Origin of the sequence: Halanaerobium salsuginis (assembly GCF_900114545.1) — a bacterium.
Taxonomy (GTDB): Bacteria; Bacillota; Halanaerobiia; order Halanaerobiales; family Halanaerobiaceae; genus Halanaerobium; species Halanaerobium salsuginis.
Map to the genome: position 1 here is coordinate 20,184 of NZ_FOTI01000017.1, position 25,140 is coordinate 45,323.

Annotated in this window: 24 protein-coding genes; all 24 read right to left on the reverse strand. The window is 30.0% G+C overall.

Features of this window, described 5'->3' with window-relative positions; translation table 11 throughout:
* Positions 1–9: 9 nt before the first annotated feature.
* A complete protein-coding gene (gene garR, locus BMZ74_RS07005) occupies positions 10–897 on the reverse strand; it encodes a 2-hydroxy-3-oxopropionate reductase (RefSeq protein ID WP_089861429.1) in 888 nt (295 codons plus the stop codon).
* 40 nt (positions 898–937) lie between these two features.
* Positions 938–1,822: a 4-hydroxy-tetrahydrodipicolinate synthase gene (dapA, locus tag BMZ74_RS07010; protein ID WP_089861432.1), complete on the reverse strand. Its 885-nt coding sequence runs from the start codon at positions 1,820–1,822 to the stop codon at positions 938–940.
* A gap of 29 nt (positions 1,823–1,851) precedes the next feature.
* Positions 1,852–2,979 carry a glycerate kinase gene (locus BMZ74_RS07015; RefSeq protein WP_089861434.1) on the reverse strand — a complete coding sequence of 376 codons (1,128 nt, stop codon included), beginning with the start codon at positions 2,977–2,979 and terminating at the stop codon, positions 1,852–1,854.
* Positions 2,980–3,126: 147 nt separating this feature from the next.
* Positions 3,127–4,635: a galactarate dehydratase gene (garD, locus tag BMZ74_RS07020; RefSeq protein ID WP_089861436.1), complete on the reverse strand. Its 1,509-nt coding sequence runs from the start codon at positions 4,633–4,635 to the stop codon at positions 3,127–3,129.
* A gap of 98 nt (positions 4,636–4,733) precedes the next feature.
* A complete protein-coding gene (locus BMZ74_RS07025; RefSeq protein ID WP_089861438.1) occupies positions 4,734–5,183 on the reverse strand; it encodes a universal stress protein in 450 nt (149 codons plus the stop codon).
* 33 nt (positions 5,184–5,216) lie between these two features.
* Positions 5,217–6,701, reverse strand: coding sequence for a tripartite tricarboxylate transporter permease (locus tag BMZ74_RS07030; RefSeq protein ID WP_089861440.1), 1,485 nt, complete (start codon positions 6,699–6,701; stop codon positions 5,217–5,219).
* A gap of 21 nt (positions 6,702–6,722) precedes the next feature.
* Positions 6,723–7,205, reverse strand: coding sequence for a tripartite tricarboxylate transporter TctB family protein (locus tag BMZ74_RS07035; protein WP_089861443.1), 483 nt, complete (start codon positions 7,203–7,205; stop codon positions 6,723–6,725).
* 97 nt (positions 7,206–7,302) lie between these two features.
* The gene (locus BMZ74_RS07040) at positions 7,303–8,274 is read right to left on the reverse strand and encodes a tripartite tricarboxylate transporter substrate binding protein (protein WP_089861445.1); all 972 of its coding nucleotides are present in this window, start codon (positions 8,272–8,274) and stop codon (positions 7,303–7,305) included.
* Positions 8,275–8,370: 96 nt separating this feature from the next.
* Positions 8,371–9,651, reverse strand: a complete 1,281-nt coding sequence (locus BMZ74_RS07045) for an enolase C-terminal domain-like protein (RefSeq protein WP_089861491.1) — start codon at positions 9,649–9,651, stop codon at positions 8,371–8,373.
* A gap of 226 nt (positions 9,652–9,877) precedes the next feature.
* Positions 9,878–11,038 (reverse strand): CdaR family transcriptional regulator, encoded by a 1,161-nt coding sequence (locus BMZ74_RS07050; RefSeq protein WP_089861447.1) that lies wholly within the window; start codon positions 11,036–11,038, stop codon positions 9,878–9,880.
* A gap of 42 nt (positions 11,039–11,080) precedes the next feature.
* Positions 11,081–11,860: an IclR family transcriptional regulator gene (locus tag BMZ74_RS07055; RefSeq protein ID WP_089861449.1), complete on the reverse strand. Its 780-nt coding sequence runs from the start codon at positions 11,858–11,860 to the stop codon at positions 11,081–11,083.
* A 237-nt stretch (positions 11,861–12,097) separates the two neighbouring features.
* Positions 12,098–13,351, reverse strand: a complete 1,254-nt coding sequence (locus tag BMZ74_RS07060) for a cation:proton antiporter (protein ID WP_089861494.1) — start codon at positions 13,349–13,351, stop codon at positions 12,098–12,100.
* Positions 13,352–13,492: 141 nt separating this feature from the next.
* Complete coding sequence (locus BMZ74_RS07065; RefSeq protein WP_089861451.1) at positions 13,493–15,646, reverse strand: HD domain-containing phosphohydrolase; 2,154 nt, start codon at positions 15,644–15,646, stop codon at positions 13,493–13,495.
* Between the two features lie 58 nt (positions 15,647–15,704).
* On the reverse strand, positions 15,705–16,604 hold the full coding sequence (locus BMZ74_RS07070) for a dihydrodipicolinate synthase family protein (RefSeq protein ID WP_089861453.1): 900 nt from the start codon (positions 16,602–16,604) through the stop codon (positions 15,705–15,707).
* 107 nt (positions 16,605–16,711) lie between these two features.
* Positions 16,712–17,476, reverse strand: a complete 765-nt coding sequence (gene kduD / locus BMZ74_RS07075) for a 2-dehydro-3-deoxy-D-gluconate 5-dehydrogenase KduD (RefSeq protein ID WP_089861455.1) — start codon at positions 17,474–17,476, stop codon at positions 16,712–16,714.
* Between the two features lie 23 nt (positions 17,477–17,499).
* Positions 17,500–18,330, reverse strand: a complete 831-nt coding sequence (gene kduI / locus BMZ74_RS07080; protein ID WP_089861457.1) for a 5-dehydro-4-deoxy-D-glucuronate isomerase — start codon at positions 18,328–18,330, stop codon at positions 17,500–17,502.
* Between the two features lie 51 nt (positions 18,331–18,381).
* Positions 18,382–19,659, reverse strand: coding sequence for a TRAP transporter large permease (locus tag BMZ74_RS07085; RefSeq protein WP_089861460.1), 1,278 nt, complete (start codon positions 19,657–19,659; stop codon positions 18,382–18,384).
* Between the two features lie 5 nt (positions 19,660–19,664).
* Positions 19,665–20,141 carry a TRAP transporter small permease gene (locus tag BMZ74_RS07090; protein WP_089861462.1) on the reverse strand — a complete coding sequence of 159 codons (477 nt, stop codon included), beginning with the start codon at positions 20,139–20,141 and terminating at the stop codon, positions 19,665–19,667.
* A 56-nt stretch (positions 20,142–20,197) separates the two neighbouring features.
* A complete protein-coding gene (locus BMZ74_RS07095; protein ID WP_089861496.1) occupies positions 20,198–21,196 on the reverse strand; it encodes a TRAP transporter substrate-binding protein in 999 nt (332 codons plus the stop codon).
* Positions 21,197–21,395: 199 nt separating this feature from the next.
* Entirely contained in the window at positions 21,396–22,190 is a 795-nt protein-coding gene (locus BMZ74_RS07100; RefSeq protein ID WP_089861464.1) for an IclR family transcriptional regulator, read from the reverse strand.
* A 121-nt stretch (positions 22,191–22,311) separates the two neighbouring features.
* The gene (locus BMZ74_RS07105) at positions 22,312–23,337 is read right to left on the reverse strand and encodes a LacI family DNA-binding transcriptional regulator (RefSeq protein ID WP_245750845.1); all 1,026 of its coding nucleotides are present in this window, start codon (positions 23,335–23,337) and stop codon (positions 22,312–22,314) included.
* Between the two features lie 200 nt (positions 23,338–23,537).
* Positions 23,538–24,137 (reverse strand): nitroreductase family protein, encoded by a 600-nt coding sequence (locus tag BMZ74_RS07110; protein ID WP_089861466.1) that lies wholly within the window; start codon positions 24,135–24,137, stop codon positions 23,538–23,540.
* Between the two features lie 87 nt (positions 24,138–24,224).
* Positions 24,225–24,851, reverse strand: coding sequence for an NAD(P)H:quinone oxidoreductase (gene wrbA, locus BMZ74_RS07115; RefSeq protein WP_089861468.1), 627 nt, complete (start codon positions 24,849–24,851; stop codon positions 24,225–24,227).
* Positions 24,852–24,941: 90 nt separating this feature from the next.
* Positions 24,942–25,133: a YgaP family membrane protein gene (locus BMZ74_RS07120; protein ID WP_089861470.1), complete on the reverse strand. Its 192-nt coding sequence runs from the start codon at positions 25,131–25,133 to the stop codon at positions 24,942–24,944.
* Positions 25,134–25,140 lie beyond the last annotated feature (7 nt).

Sequence of the window (25,140 nt, forward strand, 5' to 3'; positions counted from 1 at the left end):
AGTTATTAGTTAGTTTTTTAAAGAAATATTATTTAATTTTTCATAAAAAAGACCAAGCCCACCATGATCAACTTCAGTATGACCATCAGAAATTAATTTCTGCATCATTTCCATAACTTGAGCTGCCAGGGGCATATAAGTATGGAGTTCTCTACTAGTTTCAAAAGTATTTGTCAGATCTTTAACATGTAATTTCATTTTAAACCCAGGATCATAATTACCTGCTAACATTCTAGGTGCCTTATCTTCCATACACTGGCTACCAGCCAGCCCACCTCTAATCGCATTAAATATTTTTTCAGGGTCAACTCCAGCTTTCTTTCCAAAGCTTAGTCCTTCAGCTACTGCAGCAATGTTAATTCCAACAATAATTTGATTAACTAATTTGGTAGTTTCTCCTGCTCCAATATCTCCAACTAGAGTAACACTACCACCCATAACCTCTAGAATTGCTTTATTAGCTTTAAATACTTTCTCATTACCACCTACCATAAAAGCAACTGTACCAGCTTCTGCACCTTCCTGACCTCCACTTACTGGTGCATCTAACATTTCTACTCCTTTTTCTAACAGAGCAGCAGCAACTTCCTGAGAAACTAGGGGAGAAATAGAACTCATATCAATAAAAACCTGGCCTGATTTAACGCCTTCAATAAGTCCGTTTTCACCTAATGCTACAGCTTTAACGTGAGGAGAGTTAGGCAGCATAGTAATAATAACTTCACTATTTTCTGCAATCTCTTTAGCTGTACTTAAACTTGCTGCCCCATAGTCAACTAATTCTTTAACTGATTCTTCATTTAAATCATTAACAATTAACTCATAACCAGCATCTATTAAATTCTTTGCCATCGGCTTACCCATAATACCCAGACCAATAAATCCTATTTTTTTCATTAAAATTCACTCCTTAAGTAATTTTAAATATTTATTTAATTTAAAGTGCACCAATTTCTTTCAAAACTAGCTTTAGTTTTTCTTTTTTTTCTACAGCTAAATTTTTAATTGGTGCCAGCGTGTTGCCAGCATTTAATCCTAAAATATTAAGCCCATCTTTAAGTATTACTGGAAAAGAACCTAAGTCATAAGACATTCTAAGCTGTGATAATTTAAATTGTGCTTTCTTGGCTGCAGCAAGATTACCTTTTTGATATTCATCATAAATTTCAACTAACAATTTAGGTACTAAATTACCTGTTGAAGCAATAGTACCTTTAGCACCATAAACTAACCCACTCAAAATTAAAGTATCTTTACCAATCAAAACATTAAAATCAGGTTCAGTTTTCCGAATAAATTCACTAACTAAAGTCATATCACCACTGCTATCTTTAATTCCAACAATATTATCTATTTTACTTAGCTTAACTAATAAATCAACTTCTATATTTACTCCTGTTCGAGCTGGATTATTATAAAGAAGAACAGGCAAGTCAACACTTCGAGCTACTGCTTTGAAATGATCATATAATTCTTCATTATTTGGATGAATAAACATTGGTGTAATTACTGAAACAGCATTAACACCAAGTTCTGCAGCTAATCTAGTCATTTTAATTGTATCTCTTGTTGTAATTAAACCAGTACCAGCATAAACAGGTACACGCCCTCTATTTTCAGCTAAGACTATCTTTAAAATCTTTTTTTTCTGTTCAAAGTCCAAACCATAACATTCACCGGTACTGCTAACTGCAAATAGTCCATGCACTCCACTTTCAATAAGAAAGTTAGTTAATTTTTTTAAAATATTTTCATCAATATCACCATATTCATCAAGTGGAGTTAACATAGCAGGTATAATTCCTTTAGCCTCAAATTTCATTTTATCACTTCCTAAAATTTTATCTAAAATTAAAAATCCAATTTCACTGTTCTCATTACCTGTTCAGCAATGAACTGCAGCCATTTACAGGTATTCTTTTCAGCTGCTAATTCTTGATCATAAAGCATATTAAAAACAGCATCAATTCCTTCCTGTAAAATATTTTCTACTCCTTCACCAAAGATTGCTGATATTCCGATCACTGGAATATTTTTTGCTTTTGCTGCTCTGGCTACTCCAATTGGAGTCTTTCCATTAACACTTTGGCTATCAAGTCGTCCTTCTCCAGTGATTACCAGATCTACTCCATCTAATTTTGCTGTTAAATCAACTGCATCTAAAACTATTTCAATTCCTTTTTCTAATTTCGCATCTAAAAAAGCAAGCAAACCTGCTCCTAAACCACCAGCTGCTCCACTACCTGGAATATTTTGTACATCAATATCAAGTTTTTGTTTTAATAGTTCAGCAAAATAGTATAAATTGCTATCAAGTTCTTCTATCATTGCTGGAGTTGCACCTTTTTGTGGGCCATAAATAAAAGCAGCACCAGCCGGACCATAAAGTCTATTTGATACGTCACAAGCGACTCTAATTTCAGTATCTTTTATCCTGGGATCAAGATTTGATAAATCAAAATCAACTATTTTTTTAAGTTGATTACCTCCAAAAGAAATTTCTTGACCAGTTTTATCTTTAAAACTGATGCCAAGTGCCTGGGCCATTCCGACACCTGCATCATTTGTAGCACTACCCCCTATGCCAATAATTAGTTTTTCTGATCCCTTATCAAGAGCAGCTTTAATTAATTCACCGGTTCCATAGGTAGTAGTGTATAAAGGATTTAATTCATTCTCAGGAATTAGAGGCAAACCAGAAGCCAGTGCCATTTCTATCACACCAGTCTTACTAGCAGCTAAATAACCAAAATAAGACTTTATCTTGTTACCTAATGGACCTGTTACTTGCTGACTTATTATTTCTCCATTATGTGAATCAACTAGAGACTGCATTGTACCTTCTCCGCCATCCGCCATTGGCACTTTTAATATTTCAGTATCTTTAGCAGCTTTTAAAATACCTCTTTCTATCTGAGTTGCAACTTCAAGTGCTGTTAAACTTCCTTTAAATGAATCTGGTGCAATAAGTATTTTCATATTTCACCCCCAATAAGTGGATAGTTAATTTATAATTTTAGTCTATTGAAAAAAAACTTATAAAACAATATATAAAGTATTTAAATTAAAATCATCTACTAAACTTTTTTTGGGCAAGTTGACTAAACTATAATTTTAAAATATATATCAAGTAACTGGAGCAGGATTAAATAAACATAATCTGTTTTCAATTTTCCATTTATCAGCCCAGGTTATTTTTTCTCCACTAGCAACCTCTATTACATAATTAAATATTTCTTTTCCAACTTCTTCAATAGTAACTTCTCCATTTATAATTCTACCAGCATTTATATCAATTAGATCTTTCCACTTTTCTTTTAATTCACTTCTACTTGAAACTTTAATAACTGGAGCAGCTGCTAATCCATAAGGTGTTCCTCTTCCTGTAGTAAATACTTGTAAATTTATACCAGCAGCTAACTGTAGGGTGCCACAAATAAAATCACTAGCAGGCGTAGCACCAAAATTTAATCCTCTATTATTTAATTTTTCACCAGGACCTAAAACATCAACTATTTCAAGAGTACCAGATTTTTGTATTGATCCTAATGACTTTTCTACAATATTTACTAGTCCCCCCTTCTTATTACCTGGAGTAGGATTTGCATCTCTATCAACATCACCTGAGTTAAGATAATCATCATACCAAGCAATTTCTGATTTTAATTTTTTGGCTACTTTTTTATCTTTAATTCTTGGAGCAATAAGATTTAATCCATCCCTAACTTCAGAAACTTCAGAAAAGATAACAGAAGCGCCTGCTTGAACTAAAAGATCTACAGCATAACCTACAGCTGGATTAGCAGTAATACCAGAAAATGAATCGCTGCCTCCACATTGAACACCAACTACTAGTTCAGATAGAGGAAATTCTTTACGTTTTCGTCTATTTAATTTTTTTAAAGAAGATTTTATCGCTGAAATGATTGTATCCTGCATTTCTTCAAAACCAGATTCTTTTTGAAGTATAATGGTTTTTTTATCTTCATTTTTAAATAATTTATTTGCTTCTAGTTTTTCGCAACCTAAACTTAAAACTAAAAGATCACCAAAATTAGGATTTTGACTTAGATTCTTTAAAGTTTGAATTGGTATTTTGGCATCTGGAGAATTTATTGCAACTCCACAGCCATAGTTATGATTTATTGGTACTATTCCATCCACATTGGGGTAGTTCCTAAGTATATTATTTTTAACTTTTTCAATAGCTTTATTTATTACTCCTTCAACACACTGAACACAGGTGAATATTGCTAATAGATTTTTAACTCCAACACTACCATCCTCATTCTTATAACCTTCAAAAGTGTAACCTTCTAAGGGTTCATATTTTTTAATATTTGTACCAAACTCCAAGTTTTCTAGTTTTGGTGATTCTGGTAATCTCACATTATTTTCATTAATCCATGCTCCTTGAGTAATATCCTCTGCTGCATAGGCAATAACATTTGCATATCGTATTATTTTATCACCTTTTTTAAAATCTCTTAAAGCTACTTTATGACCTTGAGGAATATTCTCTTTTATTATAATACCATCTTCTAGCCTAGTTCCTTGCTTAATTCCATCAGTGTTAACAACAATCTTTACATTATCTTCTGGATGAATTTTTATTAGTTGAATATTTTTTTTCATTAATGCACCTCTTTTTCATACTGGGCTTAATATTACCACAAACTAATAGTTGGATTATTAATAAAAATATTTTGTAAGTTTAAAAATAATACACAGATTTATTTTACAACTAAAACAGAAACTTGTGAATGCCTAACAACTTTTTCTGTAGTGCTACCAAGTAAAACATCTTTCATAGAGCTATTTCCTTTATCAGCTAAAACTATTAAATCAAATTTATTTTTTTCAGCATAACTGCAAATATCTCTAGCAGGATTGTTTCCTTTTTTTACTATCCTATTAGTCTTTAAACCTTTTTTACCAAGAATTAACTCACATTTACCATAAATCATACTGCATGTTTCTAACGCTTCATCTGCAGCTTTTTTTCTTTTTTCCATTTGTTTATTCTCTCTATTGTAATCATCAATAGATGTTAAAAAATTATAATTATAATTCAGTATTGTTAAAAAAGCAACTTCTCCTTTACATAACAAAGCCATTTCTTGAGCTTTTTTAGCAACTTTTGAGCAACTATCAGAACCTTTAATTGCTACCAATATCTTCATAGAAATAAAATACCTCCTTTATACAAATATAATTTAATTAAAATTAGTATTTCTGTACAGTCTATATTGACGGAAAATTACTGAAATTACTGAAATAAGAGTAGCAATTAAAAACAATAATGAAATTGGACTGGTAAATAACGGGGTTAAATCACCTGAGCTAGACATTAAAGCTCTTCTTAAATTACTTTCCGCCATTGGACCTAAAATAAAACCAATAATTAAAGGGGCTAACTGTATCCCTACTTTTGAAAGCAAATAGCCAATAATACCAAATGCAATAACTACATAAACACTAAAAATATTATTATTTAAAGCAAAAGCACCTAAAGAACAAGTAACAAAAACTATTGGTAAAAGTATTTCTTTAGGAATTTTTAAAATATTAATAAAAATTCTAATTCCATAAAACTCTACTAAAAGCATAATAAAATTTGCTATAAGTAAAGCACCAAATATTCCATATATTAATTTAGGATTAGTCTTAAATAGTAATGGGCCTGGCTGTACTCCCTGAATCATTAAAGCACCTAACAATACAGCTGTAGTACTATCTCCTGGTATTCCTAAAGCAAGTAAAGGGACTAATGCCCCACCAGTTAGTCCATTGTTTCCTGCCTCACTAGCAACAAGCCCATCTATAATTCCAGTTCCAAATTTTTCTGGATATTTAGAAGATTTTTTAGCCTGTCCATATGATAAAATTGAAGCTGTACTTCCACCTATACCTGGTAAAATACCTATCATAGTACCAATTACACCTGATCTTACAACATTAAATATTTGTTCTTTTAACTCTTTAAATGATAATCCAAATCCCTTAACTGTTTTAACATCATATATTTCCTTTTTTACTCCACTTTCTGCTTCTTTAAAAATTTCTGATACAGCAAATAGTCCAATAAGCACTGGTAAAAGTTCAAATCCCTGTTTAAGTTGAATGAAACCAAAAGTAAAACGATCAACCCCATCTACAGGAGCCATTCCAATTAAAGTAATACTCATACCAATTAATCCACTTATAATTCCCATTAGAAACGATCCTCTAGTTACAGTAGCAATCATTGTTAAAGCAAAAAATATTAAAGAAAAATATTCGAATGGACCAAATTTTAATGCTACTTTTGCAAGTAAAGGTGAAGCAAAAATTAAAATCAAAAAACTTATAACACCGCCTAGAAATGAAACCACTACAGCTGTTCCTAATGCTTTACCTGCTTTCCCTTTTTGAGTTAATGGATAACCATCAAAAGTACTTGCTATAGAAGATGGAGTGCCTGGCATATTTAATAAAACTGCTGGAATCAGTCCACCACTAATGCCACCAACATATAATGAAATCATTACTGCCATTCCAGAAATTGGATCCATTGAGAAAGTTACTGGAATAAATAATACAACAGCCATAGTAGCAGTCATACCAGGAATAGATCCAAATATTATACCAATAATAACTCCAAGAAACATTAATAAAATTGTATGAAAATCTAAAACAGCTATAATTCCTCCTAAAAGCATAATTTTAAACCCCCTTATACCCTATGGTAATGGAACATAAAATATATTTGTAAATAAATAATATAGTACTCCAACAATAAAGATTGATAAACAAAAATATTTAATAATTAGCTTTATATTTATTTTTTCTGTCATAATAGTCATCTGTAAAGTAAGAAATAATATAGATATTACTATAAATCCAATTTTATTTAATAAAAATCCATAAGCTAAGCAATTTAATAATGATAAAAATAATAATTTAAAATGAATATCTTTCTTTATATTGCATTTTTTATTTTGTGATATTCCCTTTTTTAATTGATAATTTTTATAATTAACTAATATAAGAATTATACTAAAAATAGTTAATCCTAAAAAAATTATTCTAGGGAAAAAGGCTGCAGACACTTCTAAATGAGCCCTATTTGATATATTATATGTATTTAAATAGCCGAAAAAAGAAAATATTATTAAAAAAATACCAAAGAAAATTTTCTTTTTATAAACTTTATAATCATTCATATTAATTAATCACCTCTTTTTTAATGTAAAAGAGAATATTCAAAAGATTTATTATTATTCTCTTTTACATTAAAGTTCTAATATAATTATTAATAATTTAATTTACCTTATCATATAACATTTTAAAATAATCTCGTTGATCAATTAAAAATTTTCTAGCAGATTTAGGATTCATATATTTAGGTCTTAACTTTACATTTGCTAAATCTTTCTCATATCCTGACATCTCTGTAGCCTTTTTTACACCCTCAGTAAAAGTATCAATAATTTCTTTTGGAGTATTTTTAGGAAATAAATAATAATAAGGTTTTGCAACAACTAGATTAATTCCTTGTTCTTTAAAAGTTGGAATAAAATCATAATCATCTTGACGTTCCTTTGCTGTAATTCCAAGTGAAACCATATCACCTGATTTAATATATTGCAATATTGGAGAAACTATACCATATATTGCATCAACATGTCCTCCTAATAAAGAAGCATTTTTGGCAGATTGACCACCTACATCAACAAGTTTAAGATCTAAACCTGTTGCATCTGCAAATGCAAGTGATAACATATGAGAAGTTCCTCCAATTTCTATTCCCATTTTTAATTCTCCAGGATGCTTTTTACCATACTCAATAAATTCATCCAAATTACTAAATCTATCATCATCATCTCTTATTGCAAAAGTATTACCAGGTTCAAGTGTAACTATAGGTCCTTGTTTAAATGCTTCAAAATCATAATCAGTCACACCAAATATTTTAGCAAGATACAAAGAACTATGATAAAACATTACTGTATATCCATCCGGCTTAGACTGCATAACATGTTGCGAAGCAATCAAACTACCTGCTCCCTCCATATTAACAACAGCAATATCTGTTCCCAGTGCCTTTTCTAAATATTTGGCAATTATTCTAGCATTTGTATCTGTATCTCCACCAGGGCCAGCAGGAATAATTACCTGGATAGGTTTATTAGGATATGTATTAATGTTATTTTCAGCAAAAGAAGTTCCAGATAAGATTAATAAATTAACTATTAAAAATAAAATTATACTAAATAATTTTTTATTTATCATTTTGTTCGCTCCTTATTTTTTAATATTTCGAAAATAATTTATTTAATTATTTGTTTTTTCATATTATTCTTTATTAAATTCTAAATATAGCTATATTTAGAATTTATATTCTTTCAAGCTAGGCCTCTTACTATCAAATTCCCATCCTTCAATTAAATATTGCATAGCAACTGAATCATCTCTTTTACCTAATTTTTTTTCTACATATAAATTATTAGCTTTTAAAAGCGATTGGCGATCTATTTCTATTCCAAGTCCAGGTTGATTAGTTACTTTTATAGCTCCATCTTTTATTTGAGGAGGATTTTTTGTTAATCTTTCAGTTCCTTCTTGCCAAATCCAGTGTGTATCTATAGCAGTTATATCACCGGGAACTGCAGCTGCTACCTGACTAATCATTGCTAAAGATATGTCAAAATGATTATTAGAGTGCATACCCCATGTAAGGCCAAAAGCATTACATAATTGTCCAACTCTAACTGAGCCAGACATTGTCCAAAAATGGGGATCTGCTAGTGGTATATCAATAGAGTTTAAATAAATAGCATGCTGCATTTGTCTCCAGTCTGTTGCAATCATATTAGTTGCTGTAGATAAACCAGTCATTTTTTTGAATTCTGCCATAATTTCTCTACCTGAAAAACCTCTTTCTGCTCCACAAGGATCTTCACAATAAGCCAAAATTTCATTTTTATCTTTACACAATTTAACTGCTTCTTCCAAACTCCAGCACCCATTTGGATCTATAGTTATTCTTGATTCAGGAAACCTATTTTTTAAAGCTTTAACCGATTCCATTTCAATTTCTCCAGAAAAAACACCTCCTTTAATTTTAAAATCCTTAAACCCATAAATTTCTTTTGCTGATTCGGCTAATTTCACAATTGCTTTTGGAGTAATAGCTTTTTCTCTTCTCAATCTATACCAATCAAAACTTGAATTTTTTTCTCTATGATACGGCAAATCAGTTAAATCTGGATCACCAATATAAAATAAATAGCCTAAAACTCTAACTAAATCTCTTTGTTTTCCATTTCCTAATAAAGATGCAACTGGAACTTTTAGATGTTTCCCCAATAAATCAAGAAAAGCTGTTTCAATAGCTGTTATAGAATGAATTGCTGTCCTTAAATCAAATGTTTGTAATCCACGACCTTTTTTATCTAGATGGCTAAATTTGTTGTATACTTTATGTATAATATTTTTATATTCACCAAGAGATTCTCCTATAATAAATTTTTTTGCATTCTCTAAATTTCTTCTAATTAATTCACCTCCTGGTACTTCTCCTAAACCATAATTTCCATTATCATCTGTTAATATTAAAATATTTCTTGTAAAAAATGGAGCATGAGCTCCACTTAAATTTAATAACATACTATCTCTACCTGCAACTGGTATTACCTCTAATTCAGTAATCTTGGGAGGATTAAACAAATCAGACCATCTCCTTATTAATATTTATCTAATATATATATTATAGATTTTCACTAATTGTCTTAACTCAATTTAATTGTATTATGCATCCCTAAAATCAACAATATACAAAATATTTAAATAAAAATATAAATCACAAAGATTTTTGTGCAAACTATCTAGTCAACTATTTATTAAATAAAAAAATATGATATCCAATTAACAAAGTAAATAAATTAGATAAATTTTTCAAATCATACCCTGTTTCATCTCTAATTTTATTCAACTGATAAAGGAGTGTATTACGGTGAACATATAATTCCTTAGCAGTTTGACTAATATTTAAGTCATTCTTTATTAAAGCATCTATAATTTTACCCAATTCATATTGATTAAATAACTCATTTATTTTTATCTTATTATTCCCTCTAAAAAGATTATTCAAAAAATTTTGGGCATGATGATCATCTATAAATGGAATTAAATAATCATAGCCAAATTCACTTATATTATAAATACCATTTTTAGCAGAAAAATTAAGTTTTTCACCAATTTCAAGTGCAAATTTGGCTTCCTGATAAGATATATGTAAAGCAGACAGTTCATTGACTGTCCTCCCTATGCCAATTTTAGGATCAGAAATTTCCTTAGCAATCTTTAAGTTTATATTTTTAGCTAACTCGAGAATTTTTTGCTCTTGAATTTTATTTTTAATAAAATTCACTGATTTAATTAAGACAAGATTGTCACCTCTAATTAAAAAAATATCATTTGCCTTAATAAAACTAAGTCTGTTAAGTCTATTAGTTAAATTAGTAACTAGCTTACTGTTAAACTCAGTAAATTTAATCAAATAGACAACTCTGTTCAAATTTTTGTTTAATTTAAATAACTTAGCTTTATCAGCTAATAAATTTTGATCTTTAATCTCATTATTTAATAGCTGCTGATAAAAGTTTTCTTTAGCTTTTTTATCAAGTTCAATCTCATGCCGCAAAAATTCCTGCTGTAAAATTAACTCAACCATATTTTTTACTATTTTACCATATCCAGCTACTTCGGCTACTTTGCCTGTTATACCAACAACTCCAATTATAGATTTATTAAATAAAATTGGTAAATTTATCCCTTCTCTAACTCCTTTAAATTCTTTACTTTCTCCAGACTTAATTATAAATTTTTGCTGGGTTTCTATCACCTGGTTAGCTACTTCATGAAAAGTATTGAGTCTATTTTTATCACCACTGCCTATTATTATTCCCTGACTATTCATTATATTAATATTCTTACCTAAAACATCCATCGTTTTTGTCACTATTTTTTCTGCTAACTCTCTAGTCAAATTCACCTTTTAACTCCTTTCTACAATTTTAAAAAAATATAGCTTATTTTAGAGCGGATTATATAGACTATAGCCTAAAATATGAGATATTTTATTAGCTGTAGTAGATAATTTTTCTAAATTTTCTTCTACTACAATTTTTTGTTCTTTAAATAAACGACGATCGGAAATACTTAATGCCGCCTCAATCATGCCTTGACTATTCCAGATTGGAACTGCTATACAACGAGTTCCTTTAATATACTCTTCATCATCATTTGCATAACCATTTTTATTAACCTGTTCCAATTCTCTTTTAAATTCGATCTGACTGGTAATTGTATTTTCTGTTATTTTTTCTAATTTTAAATTACTAATAATTTCTGTTTGTTTTGCTTTAATTTGAAAAGCAAGCAATATTTTTCCTAAACCAGTTGCATGTAATGGAACTCTACGTCCCACATGATAATAAGTATCAGGAATATTTGGACTGGGTGCTCTTAAAATATAGGTAACCTCCTGTTGATCAAGTATACCTAAACTAACATTAACTTCTAAATCAGCAGCTAGTTTATTTACATAAGGTAGAGCAACTCTTCTTACTTCTAATGAATTCAAAATTATTTTGGCGAAATTTAACCCTTTAAAACCTAAGGAATATTTATCATGATTATTTTTTTTTAAATAACCAAGATATTCTAAACTCTGCAGTAAACGCCAGACGGAACTGGAACTAAATTCTAACAATTCGGTTATTTCTTGAGCAGTATATTCTAAATTATTTTCATTGAATAGTTCTAGTATCTTAAATGCATTCGCTAAAGACTGATTTAAATATTCTTTTTCCATTTTAAAAAACCCCTTTTATTTAATAAAATTTATAAAGATTCAGAATAAATTATTTTTTCATTTTTTATATTAACATATATTTTTTTGAAAATCAATTTTCATTATTTTATTTTTAATTTAAAATATAGAATTATAAATTTTATTTATTTAGTTAAATAAAAAAATAACCACCTCAAAATACTGAGCTGGTTATTAATTATACTAAATTCAATTTTAATAAGCTAACTATAAATTAAATCAAAATCTTTTTTTCATTTCTTTTGATTTAATTAATCCATATTCTGTCGCAAGAGGACCAAAAATTTCTGTGAAAAATGAAGTAAATAAAATAATATTCAAAATTAACATTGAAATATTAGATATATTACCAGGTAAATGAATAAAATCTTTTTGAATAATAAATGCTAAATCAATAGCTATTCCAATTTGGGGAGTTAACCCAAATCCCAAATAATCAACAACATGTTTGGGCGCAGACGAAAGTTTAGCTCCAATTCTTGCTCCTCCTACTTTGCCAATAATCCTGGTTAAACTATAAGCAAAAGCTATTAACAGAAAGTTCCAGTTAAATAAATTAGAAATTTGAATTTTAGTACCTGCTAGAATAAAAAAAGCAGCAAAAAGTGGCACTGTAAGAATATCTATTTTATCTGAAATATCAAGTCGACGTTTAGTAAAATTACGATAAACAAATCCAACCGTTAAATTAGCAAACAACGGTGAAATATGAAGAAAAACTGCCAGAGCACTTGTTCCAAATACAGTTGCTAAAATCAATAAAACTTTCCGGTCTTCTGATTTACAATTTGCCATTAAATGTTGAGAAAGATAACCAATTGAAAACCCTAAAATTATTGCCGAAATAATTTTAAATAAAGGAGAAATTAAAATTGCCATAAAAGTAATTTCATGAGCTGGAGTCGCCAGAGCAAGTGAAAGCGGCTCCATAAAAGAAAATATTAAAAGTGCTAAAAATTCATCTAAAGCAAGCACTACCATTAAGGTTGCTGAAAGTTCACCTGGTATACTGTATTCTTTTAATACCATAACTGTAGCTGCTGGTGCAGTTGCAGTTGCTATAGTACCTAATAGAATAGAAACAAAAAGTGATTGATCTAAAAACAACATAACACCTGTTACCAAAATAAAAGCTCCAAATGATTCAAATAAAACGATTAAAATTAGCTCTAACTCTAATTGTTTAAATACTTTTATATAAAGAGAAGTCCCTATACTAAAAGAAATAAAAGAGACTGCCAGCACAGTAATGAAATTAAATGTATTAAGTAAATAATTATACCAGGCAATCGACTCTCTTGATAAAAAAGGAATTCTTTCTACAATACTTTGACTAAAAATGGTTCCTAAAATTATGTATCCAACTACACTTGGAATACGAAAACGATCTGTTATTGTTTTCACTATAAATGAAAAAATTAATAGAAGTCCTATTATATAAATAAGTTTATGACTTTTATGGTTTAAGAGCATCCAGTGCTGAAGATTATTTAAATTTTGTAATATATTGTAATCCTGTATTGTTAATACCTCCTTTAATGTTATATCTAGTAAATTAATGCTTAGTTTATCACTTATTATTTTATAAAATTTTTTGCTGTCAGTCAAAACAAGTTAATCTAAAATATGAACAATTGAATAAAGATATTCATTATTTTCAAATCTAATTGGATGACTATAAACTTCAACCTCTCTAATTTCTCCAGTTGCTAATTTATGTTTAAAGAAAAATCTCTTTTTATTGCTATTATGAGCTTGCTTCATTTCATTTTTAACTTCTGATTTACTCAAAGTATTTATTTCAAAAATTGTTTTCTGCTGTAATTCTTCTTCTGACCAACCATAAAATTTTTCAGCAGCAGGATTTGCCGAAATAATATTGCCATTAGCAGGATCAATTATCATCATTACTACATCATCGTTTCTAAATAATGCCTCATACTTATTTTTAGAATTAAGATATTTAGCCTCCAAACTTTTAATTTCAGTAATATCTTGATAGATAATATAATAACCAGGCTCTCCTGCTCTAATTGAAATAGAAAATCCCTGAATAGCAACTTCCACCATCTCACCATTATTTTTTTGCCGAAAAGAATGTGAGTTAATCCGTTTATTATTTCTAATCTCTTCCATAAACTGATCTGTTTCTGGAAATTTTTCTACAGGCACAATAAGTTTTTTAATATTCTTGCCTATTACCTGATAATTATCTAATTCAAATAGTTTAATAAAATATTCATTACATCTAATAATTTTAAAGTCTTTATCTAAAATTACTATTCCAGCTGTAGTTTCTTCAAACAAATATTTAAAATATTGTTCATTAATATTATTAAAATAAATATTATCAGGTTGAATGTCACTACCAGTTAAAATCCCCTGCTCAACTAACTTTAAAAAATTATCAACTACTTCTGGAGAAAACTGCTTTTCTCGTCCCTTAACTATCTCTCTAATTGCTTCACTCTCTGTTAAAGAATCTCTATAAGACCTATCTGAGCGCATTGCATCCCAGGCATCTGCTACTGTAATTATCTGTGAAACAATTGGAATTTGATCTTTCTTAAGACCAGAGGGATACCCTGCTCCATCCCATCTCTCATGATGATGTAAAACATAATTTGAAATATGCTTTAAAACATTTGAGCCTGCTAAAGCTTCACTTCCCCAGACAGGATGATTTTTTATTAACTCAAATTCTTCTTGATTTAGTTTTGAGTTTTTATTTAAAATATTTACTGGAACTAAAAGCTTACCAATATCATGCACCATACCTGTCCAATAAGTATCAACTACTATTTTACCTGGAAAATCCATTTTACGAGCAATTTGAGCAGCTAGCTCAGCCACATTTTCGGAATGGCCTTTTGTATAATTATCATGTATTTCCAAGATTTTTATAATAGAACCGACAAGTTCTTTAGTAAATCTGTTTTGCAGACTATCATAATGCTTAAAAGCATAAAATGCTGAAGCAAGTATTGCAAATGATTCCAGAATCTTGGGAGAGTTCTCACGAAAATCTTTGCTACTATTTGCAGCAATATCAAGCGAAATCCTGCCAACTATAATTTCATTTATTGTAATATTTATATAAAGTGATTTTTTAATATTACGAAAAGAATTTAATAATATACTGTGAGCTTTTTCAGGTAGAGCTGACAAATTAATTGCATAATCTTCTGAGGTGAAAACAGAAGTTTTGTCATAATATAATATATTTTCTTGAGCTATTTTTACTTTTTTTAATTGCTCAATATCATGACCAATTGCATCTATAAATTGAATATTATTATTCTTAACAGAAAATATTGTGCCATAATCAGCTTCCGGAATAATTCTAACTGCATTTTTGAGCAAATCACCTAAAAATTCATCTTCATTAAATGATGCCTGCTTATCAATTTCAGAAATAAACTTTATCATGGTAACAAATTTACTATTCATCTCATTAATTTCATTAAAAGATTGATCCAGTTCTTCATTCATAGCCAGCAGTTCCTCATTATAGGCAGTAAGCTGCTCATTTAAAGCATTAACTTCTTCTTTTTGAGCTTGAATATCTTGTAAATAATTTCTAATTAAAAAATATAAAATTATCGCTGTTAAAATAACATAAAAAATGCCTTTTAATGATTGAATTTCACTAAAGCTTTCCATACTATCTGTCAACCAAAATGATATTCTATCAGAAAAATAAATCCAGCCAAAACCTATTAATAAATAGATTAAAATTATTTTTATTTCTCCTTTAAGGAATTTCATTTTGTTTGCTCCTCATTTTATCCTGTTACCTTATCTGAGTAAGTAATCAGGAAAGATTTCAGTTAGATAAATAATTATTTTCAATCAGAGTAATTTTTTCAGTCAAATTATCAAATTCACTTTTACTTAAATCACTAATTGGTTCTCTACTATAAACTGCTTTAAAACCTCTAATCTCAATAGCTCTTTTATAATAAGCAAGATTACTACCGCCATTTAAAACTTTACCAGTCAAAGTAATTGCCTCCTGCATTCTCCTTGCTGTTTTTAAATCGCTTTGCTGCAAAGCCTGCTTGAGTTTTACAAAAAACTCAGGAAAAACGTTGGCATGACCTGATACAACTGCTTTAGCACCATATAAAAAAGCTGGATAAGCTAATAAATCATTACCCATTATCACATCAAATCCAGCTGGACTTTGATCAATTAATGTATATAATCTTTCTAAATCCCCCATACTATTTTTAATTCCAATAATATTTTTAACTGCTGCTAATTTAGCTACTGAATCTGGTAATAAGTCATTTGTAGTATAGGAAGGTAAGTTATAAAGATAAATATTCAGCTCAGGAGCTGCCTGCTCTGCTAAATTAAGATAATAATTAATTAACTGCTGTTGAGTAAATTTATAATAAAAAGGAGTTACAGCACCTAAACCAGCTACTCCAATCTCTTTGGCAAATTCAATCATCTGCTGGGCTAAATCAATTCTTAAATCTCCAATATGTAAAAAAATCGGCACTCTTGCTGCTACAATTTCGATAATTGACCGGGCCAACTCTTTTCTTTCATTAATATCCAACAAAAATATTTCAGCTGCTGTTCCTAAAATATAAAGCGAATCAACACCACTCTCAATTAGAAAGTTAATATGTTCAGTTAAAAAGTCAAAATCAATTTCACCCGATTTTTTAAAAGGGGTCATTAACGCCGGAGCAATTCCTGTTAATCTTTTCATTTAAACACTCCCTGAATAAATTTTTACAATCTTTACTTCATTATAACATAAAAAAGAAGAAGATTTTATTATCTTCTCCTTTTTTAGAAAAACTTATTAAATTATCCTTAACTTGCCAGCCAACCACCATCAACTGGAATAATTGATCCATGTACATAATCTGCTGCCTGTGATGCTAAAAATATAGCCGCTCCTTTTAAATCATTGTTAGTTCCCCAGCGTCCAGCTGGAATTCTACTTAAAATACTGCTGCTTCTTGCTTCATCATTTCGTAAAGCAGCAGTGTTATTTGTTGCTATATAACCAGGTGCAATCGCATTAACATTGATTTTATGTTGAGCCAATTCATTACAGAATGATTTAGTTATTCCTGCTACAGCATGTTTGCTGGCTGTATAAGAAGGAACAAATTTGCCACCTTGATAAGATAACATTGATGCTGTATTAATTATTTTACCAGCAATTTTATTTTTAACAAAATAATTAGCTACTTTTTGAGTTAAAATAAATAAACTGCGTAAATTAACTGTCAGCACTGCATCCCAATCTTCAATTGGAAATTCAAGAATTGGATTGCGTTTAATCATGCCCGCATTATTTACTAAAATATCTATTTTCCCATATTCAGCCAGGGTCTTATCAATTATCTCATCTAAACTCTTTTCTTTTAATAAATCAGCTTTAATTGCTAAAAAATCACGCCCGGTTTTAGCTGCAATAATCTCTTTTATTTCACTTAAGTCACTCCGGGCCACCCCAGCTATATCAGCACCTGCTTCAGCCAGTCCTTCTGCAATTGCGTAACCAATCCCCTGCTTACTAGAACAGCCTGTTACTATAGCTACTTTATCTTCTAAATCAAATAGATCCACGTTGTCCACTCCTTTTAAAAGTACTATTTTAAAGTTTCCATTCTTACATGATCCATATCAGTAAAAGTCTGATTTTCTCCTACCATTCCCCAGATAAAAGTGTAGTTAGCAGTTCCAACTCCTGAATGAATTGAATAACTAGGGCTAATTACAGCTTCTTCATTTCGAACAACTAAATGTCTGCTTTCTGCTGGTTCTCCCATTAAATGCCATACTATATTATCAGATTCAATATCAAAATAAAAATAAACTTCCATGCGCCGTTCATGAGTATGACAGGGCATTGTATTCCAGACATTACGCGGCTCTAAAATAGTCATTCCCATTAACAGCTGACAGGTATCTAAGACATCTGGATGTAAATATTTATAGATAGTTCTCTTATTTGAGTTTTCTAATGAACCAGCAGCTTCTGGTTTAGCATCTTTAATGTTAATTTTCTTATTTGGATAACTTTTATGTGCGGGTGCACTATTTAAATAAAATTTAGCTGGTTTATTTTTATCAATACTACTAAAGATTATTTCTTGCTTACCTTTACCAATATAAATTCCATCTCTTGAGTTAAGAATATATTCTTCACCATCAACTATAATTTTGCCCTTACCACCGATATTAATAACTCCCATTTCTCGTCTAGCTAGAAAATATTCAGCTCCTATTTCTTGACCAGCTTCTAATTTAATATCTTGATTAACTGGTTTAATTCCCCCAACAATTATTCGATCAATATGACTATAAACTAAATTTTGTTGATCTTGTTTAAATAAGTTTTGAATCAAAAATTCTTTTCTCATTCTAGCTGTATCAAATCTTTTAGCATCAACTGGATGAACACCATTTCTAATTTCCATAATAATCTCCCTTTCATTTTTGATATGATTTTTAAAATATATTTAACAAATTTAAAAAAATAAATTAGGTATCCAGAGCGAAATAGACGGCACAAATGTAACCAAAATTAAAATCATTATATTGCAGGCAAGAAAAGGTAATGTTTCTTTTGCTATCTCAAGAATTGACATATTCGATATTTTAGCTGCTGCATTTAAACACATACCAATTGGAGGTGTAGCAAGTCCAATACCAAGTCCAACAATTAAAATGGCTCCTAGCTGAAGTAAATTCATACCTAAAGTTTCCATTACCGGAACTAAAATTGGACCTAATAATAACAAAGCTGGACTTACATCAATAAACATCCCAACTAATAGAATTAATATATCAAGAAAAACCAGTATCCAGAAATAACTAACATTCAAGGATAAAATAAAGTCACCAATCAAATCAGGTATTCTTTCAAAAGCTAAAATCCAGATGAAAATATAAGCAAAGGCTATAATGATCATTATTGTACTGGAGGTAAAAATTGTTGCTTTAACTTTTGAAAAAAGCTGACCCCATTTTAATTTTTTATAAATGAAAAATCCAATAATTGCTGCATATAATACAGCAATTCCGGCAGATTCTGTTGCAGTAGCTACTCCTAAGGAAACAGATAAAACTATAAAAATAGGCATTGAGATGGACAAAAAACCGTCTCCAGATCGTTTAAGCATTTCTTTAAAAGAGAATTCCCCTTTTTCAATTGGATAATTATTCTTGCGAGAAATTATATAAACTAAAATCAGCTGAGTTAAGCCAATTAAAATCCCAGGTACTAATCCAGCTAAAAAAAGACCTCCTACTGATTCATTAGAAATTGTTGAATAGATTATCATCGGAATACTAGGTGGAATTATCATTCCTACTGTAGAAGAAGCTACTGTTATTCCAGTGGCAAAAGCTTTACTGTAACCACGTTTTTCCATTTCAGGAATTAAAACTGACCCTAAAGCAGAAGTATCCGAAACTGAAGAACCTGATATTCCACCAAAAATCATGCTTGCAATTACATTAACTTCACCCAGACCACCATTAAATGGCTTGACTAAATAAGAACAAAAGTCTATTATTTTTTTAGTAATTCCACTCAAGTTCATCAACATTCCAGCTAGACAAAATAAAGGTAAAGCAACCATTACTGAGCTATTAGCACCGGCCCACATTCGCTGGGGCAATATTATTAAAAAATCAGGATTGAAAACAAAATAACTTAAACAAGAAATCCCTAATGAAAAACTAATTGGTAAACCTAATAAAATTAAAAACAATAAAGTTATAATCAAAATTCCAACCGCCATTTAATTCACCCCTTAATTTTAATCTTCTTAAATTTAAGATAGATATTTCCAATTGAATAAAGTAGCATCAGGACTGAACTAAGTGGTAATATAATATAAATATATTTCATTGGAATTCTCATCCCAGGGGTGACTACATTGCCCACTTGATTAATCCATTTAATGCTTACTCGAATTAATTGTAAATTTAAATATAAAATTAAAAGATCAAAAAATAGTTTTAATTTTATTTGAACTTTTTCCGAAAACTTATTATATAAAACATTTATTGCTAAATGTTCTTCTCTAGAATATGCAATTACAGATCCAAAAAAAGTTGTAAAGATGAATAAATAAACTATTAATTCCTGAAACCAGACATAAGATATTCCAAAAAAATACCTTAAAAAAACTGCAATAATAACAGCTAATGTCATTAGTGATAAAACCACTACTAAAATCTTTAATAAAAAAATATCTAGTAAATTTAATATCTTATTCATAACTCACCTCTTTAAGATAGGATCAGCTTAGCTAAGCTGATCCTACAATTTGAAAATTAATTAACAGCATTTCTGATTACAGTGATTTCAGATTCCGTAAAAAATCCTCTCTCGATATAATAGTCATAAACTTTCTGGGCCTGTTTAATAAATACTTTTCTTTGCTGATCAGTAAGTACATTAACTTCCATTTTATCTTTTAAAATAGCAAATGATTCTTCGGTGGCTTCTTTATTTAGTTGGTCATTATAAATCATCATTTTTTTGGCAGATTCAACTAGTTTATTTTGTAAATCTTCTGGTAAAGAATTGTACCAGCTTAGGCTAGTGTATAAAGGACTGGGATGAAATTGATAATTAACTACTGTCAGATATTTCTGAACTTCATATAACTTTTTATCGACCATATTTGTAAAAGGATTTTCCTGTCCATCAGCTACTCCTGTTTTTAGAGCCATATATAATTCTGCATATGGAACAGAAACAGGATTACCTCCAATTGCTTCAATAGTTTTAATAATACTATCAATTGGTGGGGTTCTCATTTTAAGACCTTTCATATCAGCTGGATTTTTAATTGGATGCTGACTATTACTGAAATTTCTTAAGCCCCCTGCAACACCAGTGGCTAATATTTTTATATTATTGTTTTCTGCTGAAGCTGCTATTTGGGCTCCAATTGGACCCCTAATTATAGTATGAACTTGGTCAATATTTTCAAAAAGAAAAGGCATTGTATAAAGCAAAAGCTTTGGGGAAGCTGCTTCAAATTGACCACCTAAAGTAGCCTGAATAGCTCCCATTTTAACACTTTCTAGCATTTCTGCTTCAGTACCAAGTTGATTTGAAGGATAAATTTTAACTTCTATTTGACCATTAGTTGATTCTTCAACTAAAGATTTAAAATAAATACAGGCTTGATGACGTGGAGTTTTTATAGACTGACTATGACCTATTTTCATAACATAATCTGCTGCTCCAACGTTCGTATTTAATATTAAAGCCCCCATGCTTAATATTAAAAAAATTATTAACCCAAGTTTAATCTTTTTCATATTTCCCCCTTTTTTATTTTGACTTAACAGCGGCCAACAGTATTTAATATTAACCATCACCTCCTTTACTTATAATTTAATAATAACTCTAACAACATACAGCTATATCAAAATTTTCAAAAAATTAATCTCAAAAATAATTATTTATTTCATATATATGAATAATAATTCATTAAAATAGCTAAAAAAAATTGTTTTTTTAATTAAGCTGGTAACCAAACTTAAAAGATACATTTAAAGCTTCATGCTGTACTATATTAATTAAATTATCCAACTTAGCCTTAACCCGTCTCGTGTCACCAGTAATCCCAAGTGCAGCTATAATTTCTTTTTCTGCATTATAGATTGGAGCAGCCAGACAAGTTGTTCCTAAAAAAACTTCTTCTCTATCAACTGCATAGCCTTTTTTTCTAACCTCATCTAACTCTGTCTTCAGCCTATCTAGACTACTAATAGTATTTAGATTAAAAGAGGGCAGCTCCAGCTTTGCTAACAATTCATTTCTTAAATCAGCTTTTTGAAAGGCCAGCAATACCTTGCCAGCTGCAGGAGCATGCAGTGGCAAACTCAGTCCGACAGTACCTCTTGTCTTTTTACTTTGCGGGCTTTCAATAATTTCCAGAAAATACAACTGCTCAGAAAATAATATTCCCAGCTGTGCTGTTTCTCCACTTTCTCTAGTCAATTCTCTTAAATATGGCATAGCTATATTTCTCAAATTTCTGATAAATTTAACATTATTACCTAACTGAAATAACTTAAAGCCTAAACTATAACGTTTGGTTACTTGATCTCTCTCGATCAAACTATATTTCTCTAAAGTCTGCAAAATATTATAAGATGTGCCATTTGGAATCTTAAGATCTTTTGCAATTTCAGTCATTGTTTTTTTATCTTGAGCTTCAGCTAAATAATCAAGCACTTTAATTGCTCGATCTAAAGTACTTTCTCTTTTTTGATTTGTTGTTGTTATAATTACCACCTCTTTTTTCATATATATAAAATATTTTTCATATTTATATTTTATAACTAAATAAAGTTATTTGTCAAGTAAAAAAGTATCTGTAGCTAAAAACAGATACTTTTTTTATTTAATAATAACTATTGTTTAATAATTAAAGCTTTCTGGTAGAGTTCCTAATTATTAATTCAGTTTCTAAAATAATTGGTTCTACACCTGCTTCAGATTTACTAATCAAATCTAAAATCATATTTGCAGCTGCACTACCCATCGCTTCTTTTTTCTGGCAAACTGTCGTTAATCCCGGATTTAGATACTGACTAATTTCAATATCATCAAATCCAATTAAAGAAAAATCTGCTGGAACACTAAGTCCTCTAGCTTCAATTGCCTGCATAGCACCAATAGCAATTTCATCACCTTGACAAAATATAGCTGTTGGCTGTTCGGGCAGCTCTAGTATCTTCTGCATTGATTCATAGCCACCATTAACACTAAAATGTCCTTCTATAATCCAATCATCTCTAATCTTTAAGTTTTGAGCTGCCATCTCTAATTTATAACCAATTAATCTTTCCCGAGTAGGTACTGTAATACTTTCCCCTGTAATAATAGCAATTTTTTGATGCCCCAGCTCTATTAAATGTCTAACAGCTTTACGAGCCCCAATCTTATTATCAGAAATAACATAAGAAGAATTTTCTGTTACAATATCTAAATCAATAAAAACAGCTGGAAACTTAGCTTCCAGAAACTCAACTAATTTCGGATCATCTTTAGGCATTCCCATTAAAATTGCTCCATCAACATTTCTGAATTCACATTTTTCTAAATAACTAAATTGATCTTCCCAATTAGTTGAAAATAGGATCATATCATAATTATTTTCTACCAGAGTTGTCTCTAGACCTGAAATTATCCCACGAAAAAAAGGATGTTTTAGTCCACTATCCTGATGATCTTTAAAAAATAATCCAACTAAAAAAGATTTATTAGTTCTAAGAGACTGGGCATTTGCATTAGGACGATAATTAGTTTCTTCAATTATTTTTAATACTTTTGCTTTAGTAACTTCTCCTATATCATCATAACCATTCATTACCTTAGAAACTGTAGCAACAGATACTCCTGCCTTTTTTGCTATATCTTTTATTGTCAACATTTTAAACCAGTCCTTCATCTTAATTTCTCATCTAACTTATTTTATCATTAATTTACTGAAAGTTACAACTTTTTCTTGTGTTATGATTTAACTTGCTGGATCTAGTTAAAGTATAATCAAAAAAGCATCTCTAAAATAATTTTAGAACCTAAAAAAAATCTGCTGGCTAAAAATTTTTAGCCAGCAGACTTTAAATTAAATTAATTCTAACAAAATTATTATTTATAAACTTTAACTCTTTCCTTAAGATCAACAAAATCCTTTGCATCAGGTTCTCCGTCCGGACTACCAAAAGGCATCTGAGCTACAAAACGCCAGTTATCAGGAATATCCCATTCTGCTTTTACTTGCTCTTCAATTAATTCTGTATAATGCTGTAGTGATACACCTAGTCCTTCTGCTTCTAATAATGTCCAGATATTACACTGCAGCATACCACTGGCATGTTCTGACCAGACAGGAAAATTTTCTTTATAAAGTGGAAACTGTTCCTGTAGAGATTCCACAATAGATTTATCTTCATAAAATAAAATGGTTCCATAGCCACTCCGAAATCCAGCAATTTTCGCCTGACTTTGAGCAAAACTATCTGCTGGAACAACTTCTTTTAAAGCAGCTTCTACAATATCCCAAAATTTAATATGCTGGTCACCAAATAATAAAATAATTCTACCAGTCTGGGAGTTAAATGCTGTTGGATTATGTTTTACAGCATGATTAATTACCTCTTCTATTTTATCTTCTGAAATAATTTCTTCATCACTAATCTCATAATAACTTCTTCTATCAGCAATTGCTTGATAAATATCTTTTGCCATAATTATTACCTCCTGATTATGTAAATCCCCTGCTTTTTATGTGCAGGGGATTTAACTGAACTTAATTAATTTATATTTTTTAATATTTTAATCAACATCTTTTAGCCCAGCAGCTACTTTAGCTACTCGAACTGCTAATTTTTTAGCCATTGATAGATCTTCTTCAACTGGAGTCTTACTACCATCTGAACCTGCAATAGTTGAAGGTCCATAAGGTGAACCACCATGCAATTTATCAGACATTAACTCAGGGTTTTGTGAATAAGGAGATCCCACAAAAATCATTCCAAAATGCAAAAGCGGGATTAGGGAAGCCAAGATAGTAGATTCCTGACCACCATGAACAGTATTACTACTGCTCATAATTCCTGTTGCTTTTCCCTCCAGAGAACCTCTGGACCATAATCCACCAGCTGTATCCATAAATTGTTTAACTTGAGCAGGCATATTACCAAAACGAGTAGGTATACCCCACACTATTCCATCTGCCCATTCTAAGTCATCCAGGGTAACTTCTTTAATTTCTGACTGCTTTTCCTGAGCTGATAAGTAAGCATCCTGGCTAGACATTGCTTCTTTAGCAGCAGCTAATTCTGGAATTTTTCTTAGTTTAACTTCATAATCATCCATTTCACTAACTGAATCAGCAGCGGTCTGAGCCATTTTATGCATATGTCCATATGAACTATAATAAGTTACTAATAATTTAGTCATTACTTATCTTCCCCCTCTAAATAAATTGAAATTTATGTTTAAAATAATTAAAATAGTTTCATAATTTTTTGAGTTCACTAAGCAAAACATTTATTCTCTTGGGCAGGTATTAATTCCCAAAAATTTATACAGCAGACAGCTGCCTGAAAGACCTGTATAAAGAGGAATTAAACCAATCAAGCCAAGGAAACGCCAGTTACTTTCCAAAAAGAAAATCATAGCCAGTAAAATAACCCCAACAACTAAGCGGATAATTCGATCAGTTTTACCAACATTTTTCACTTTTATT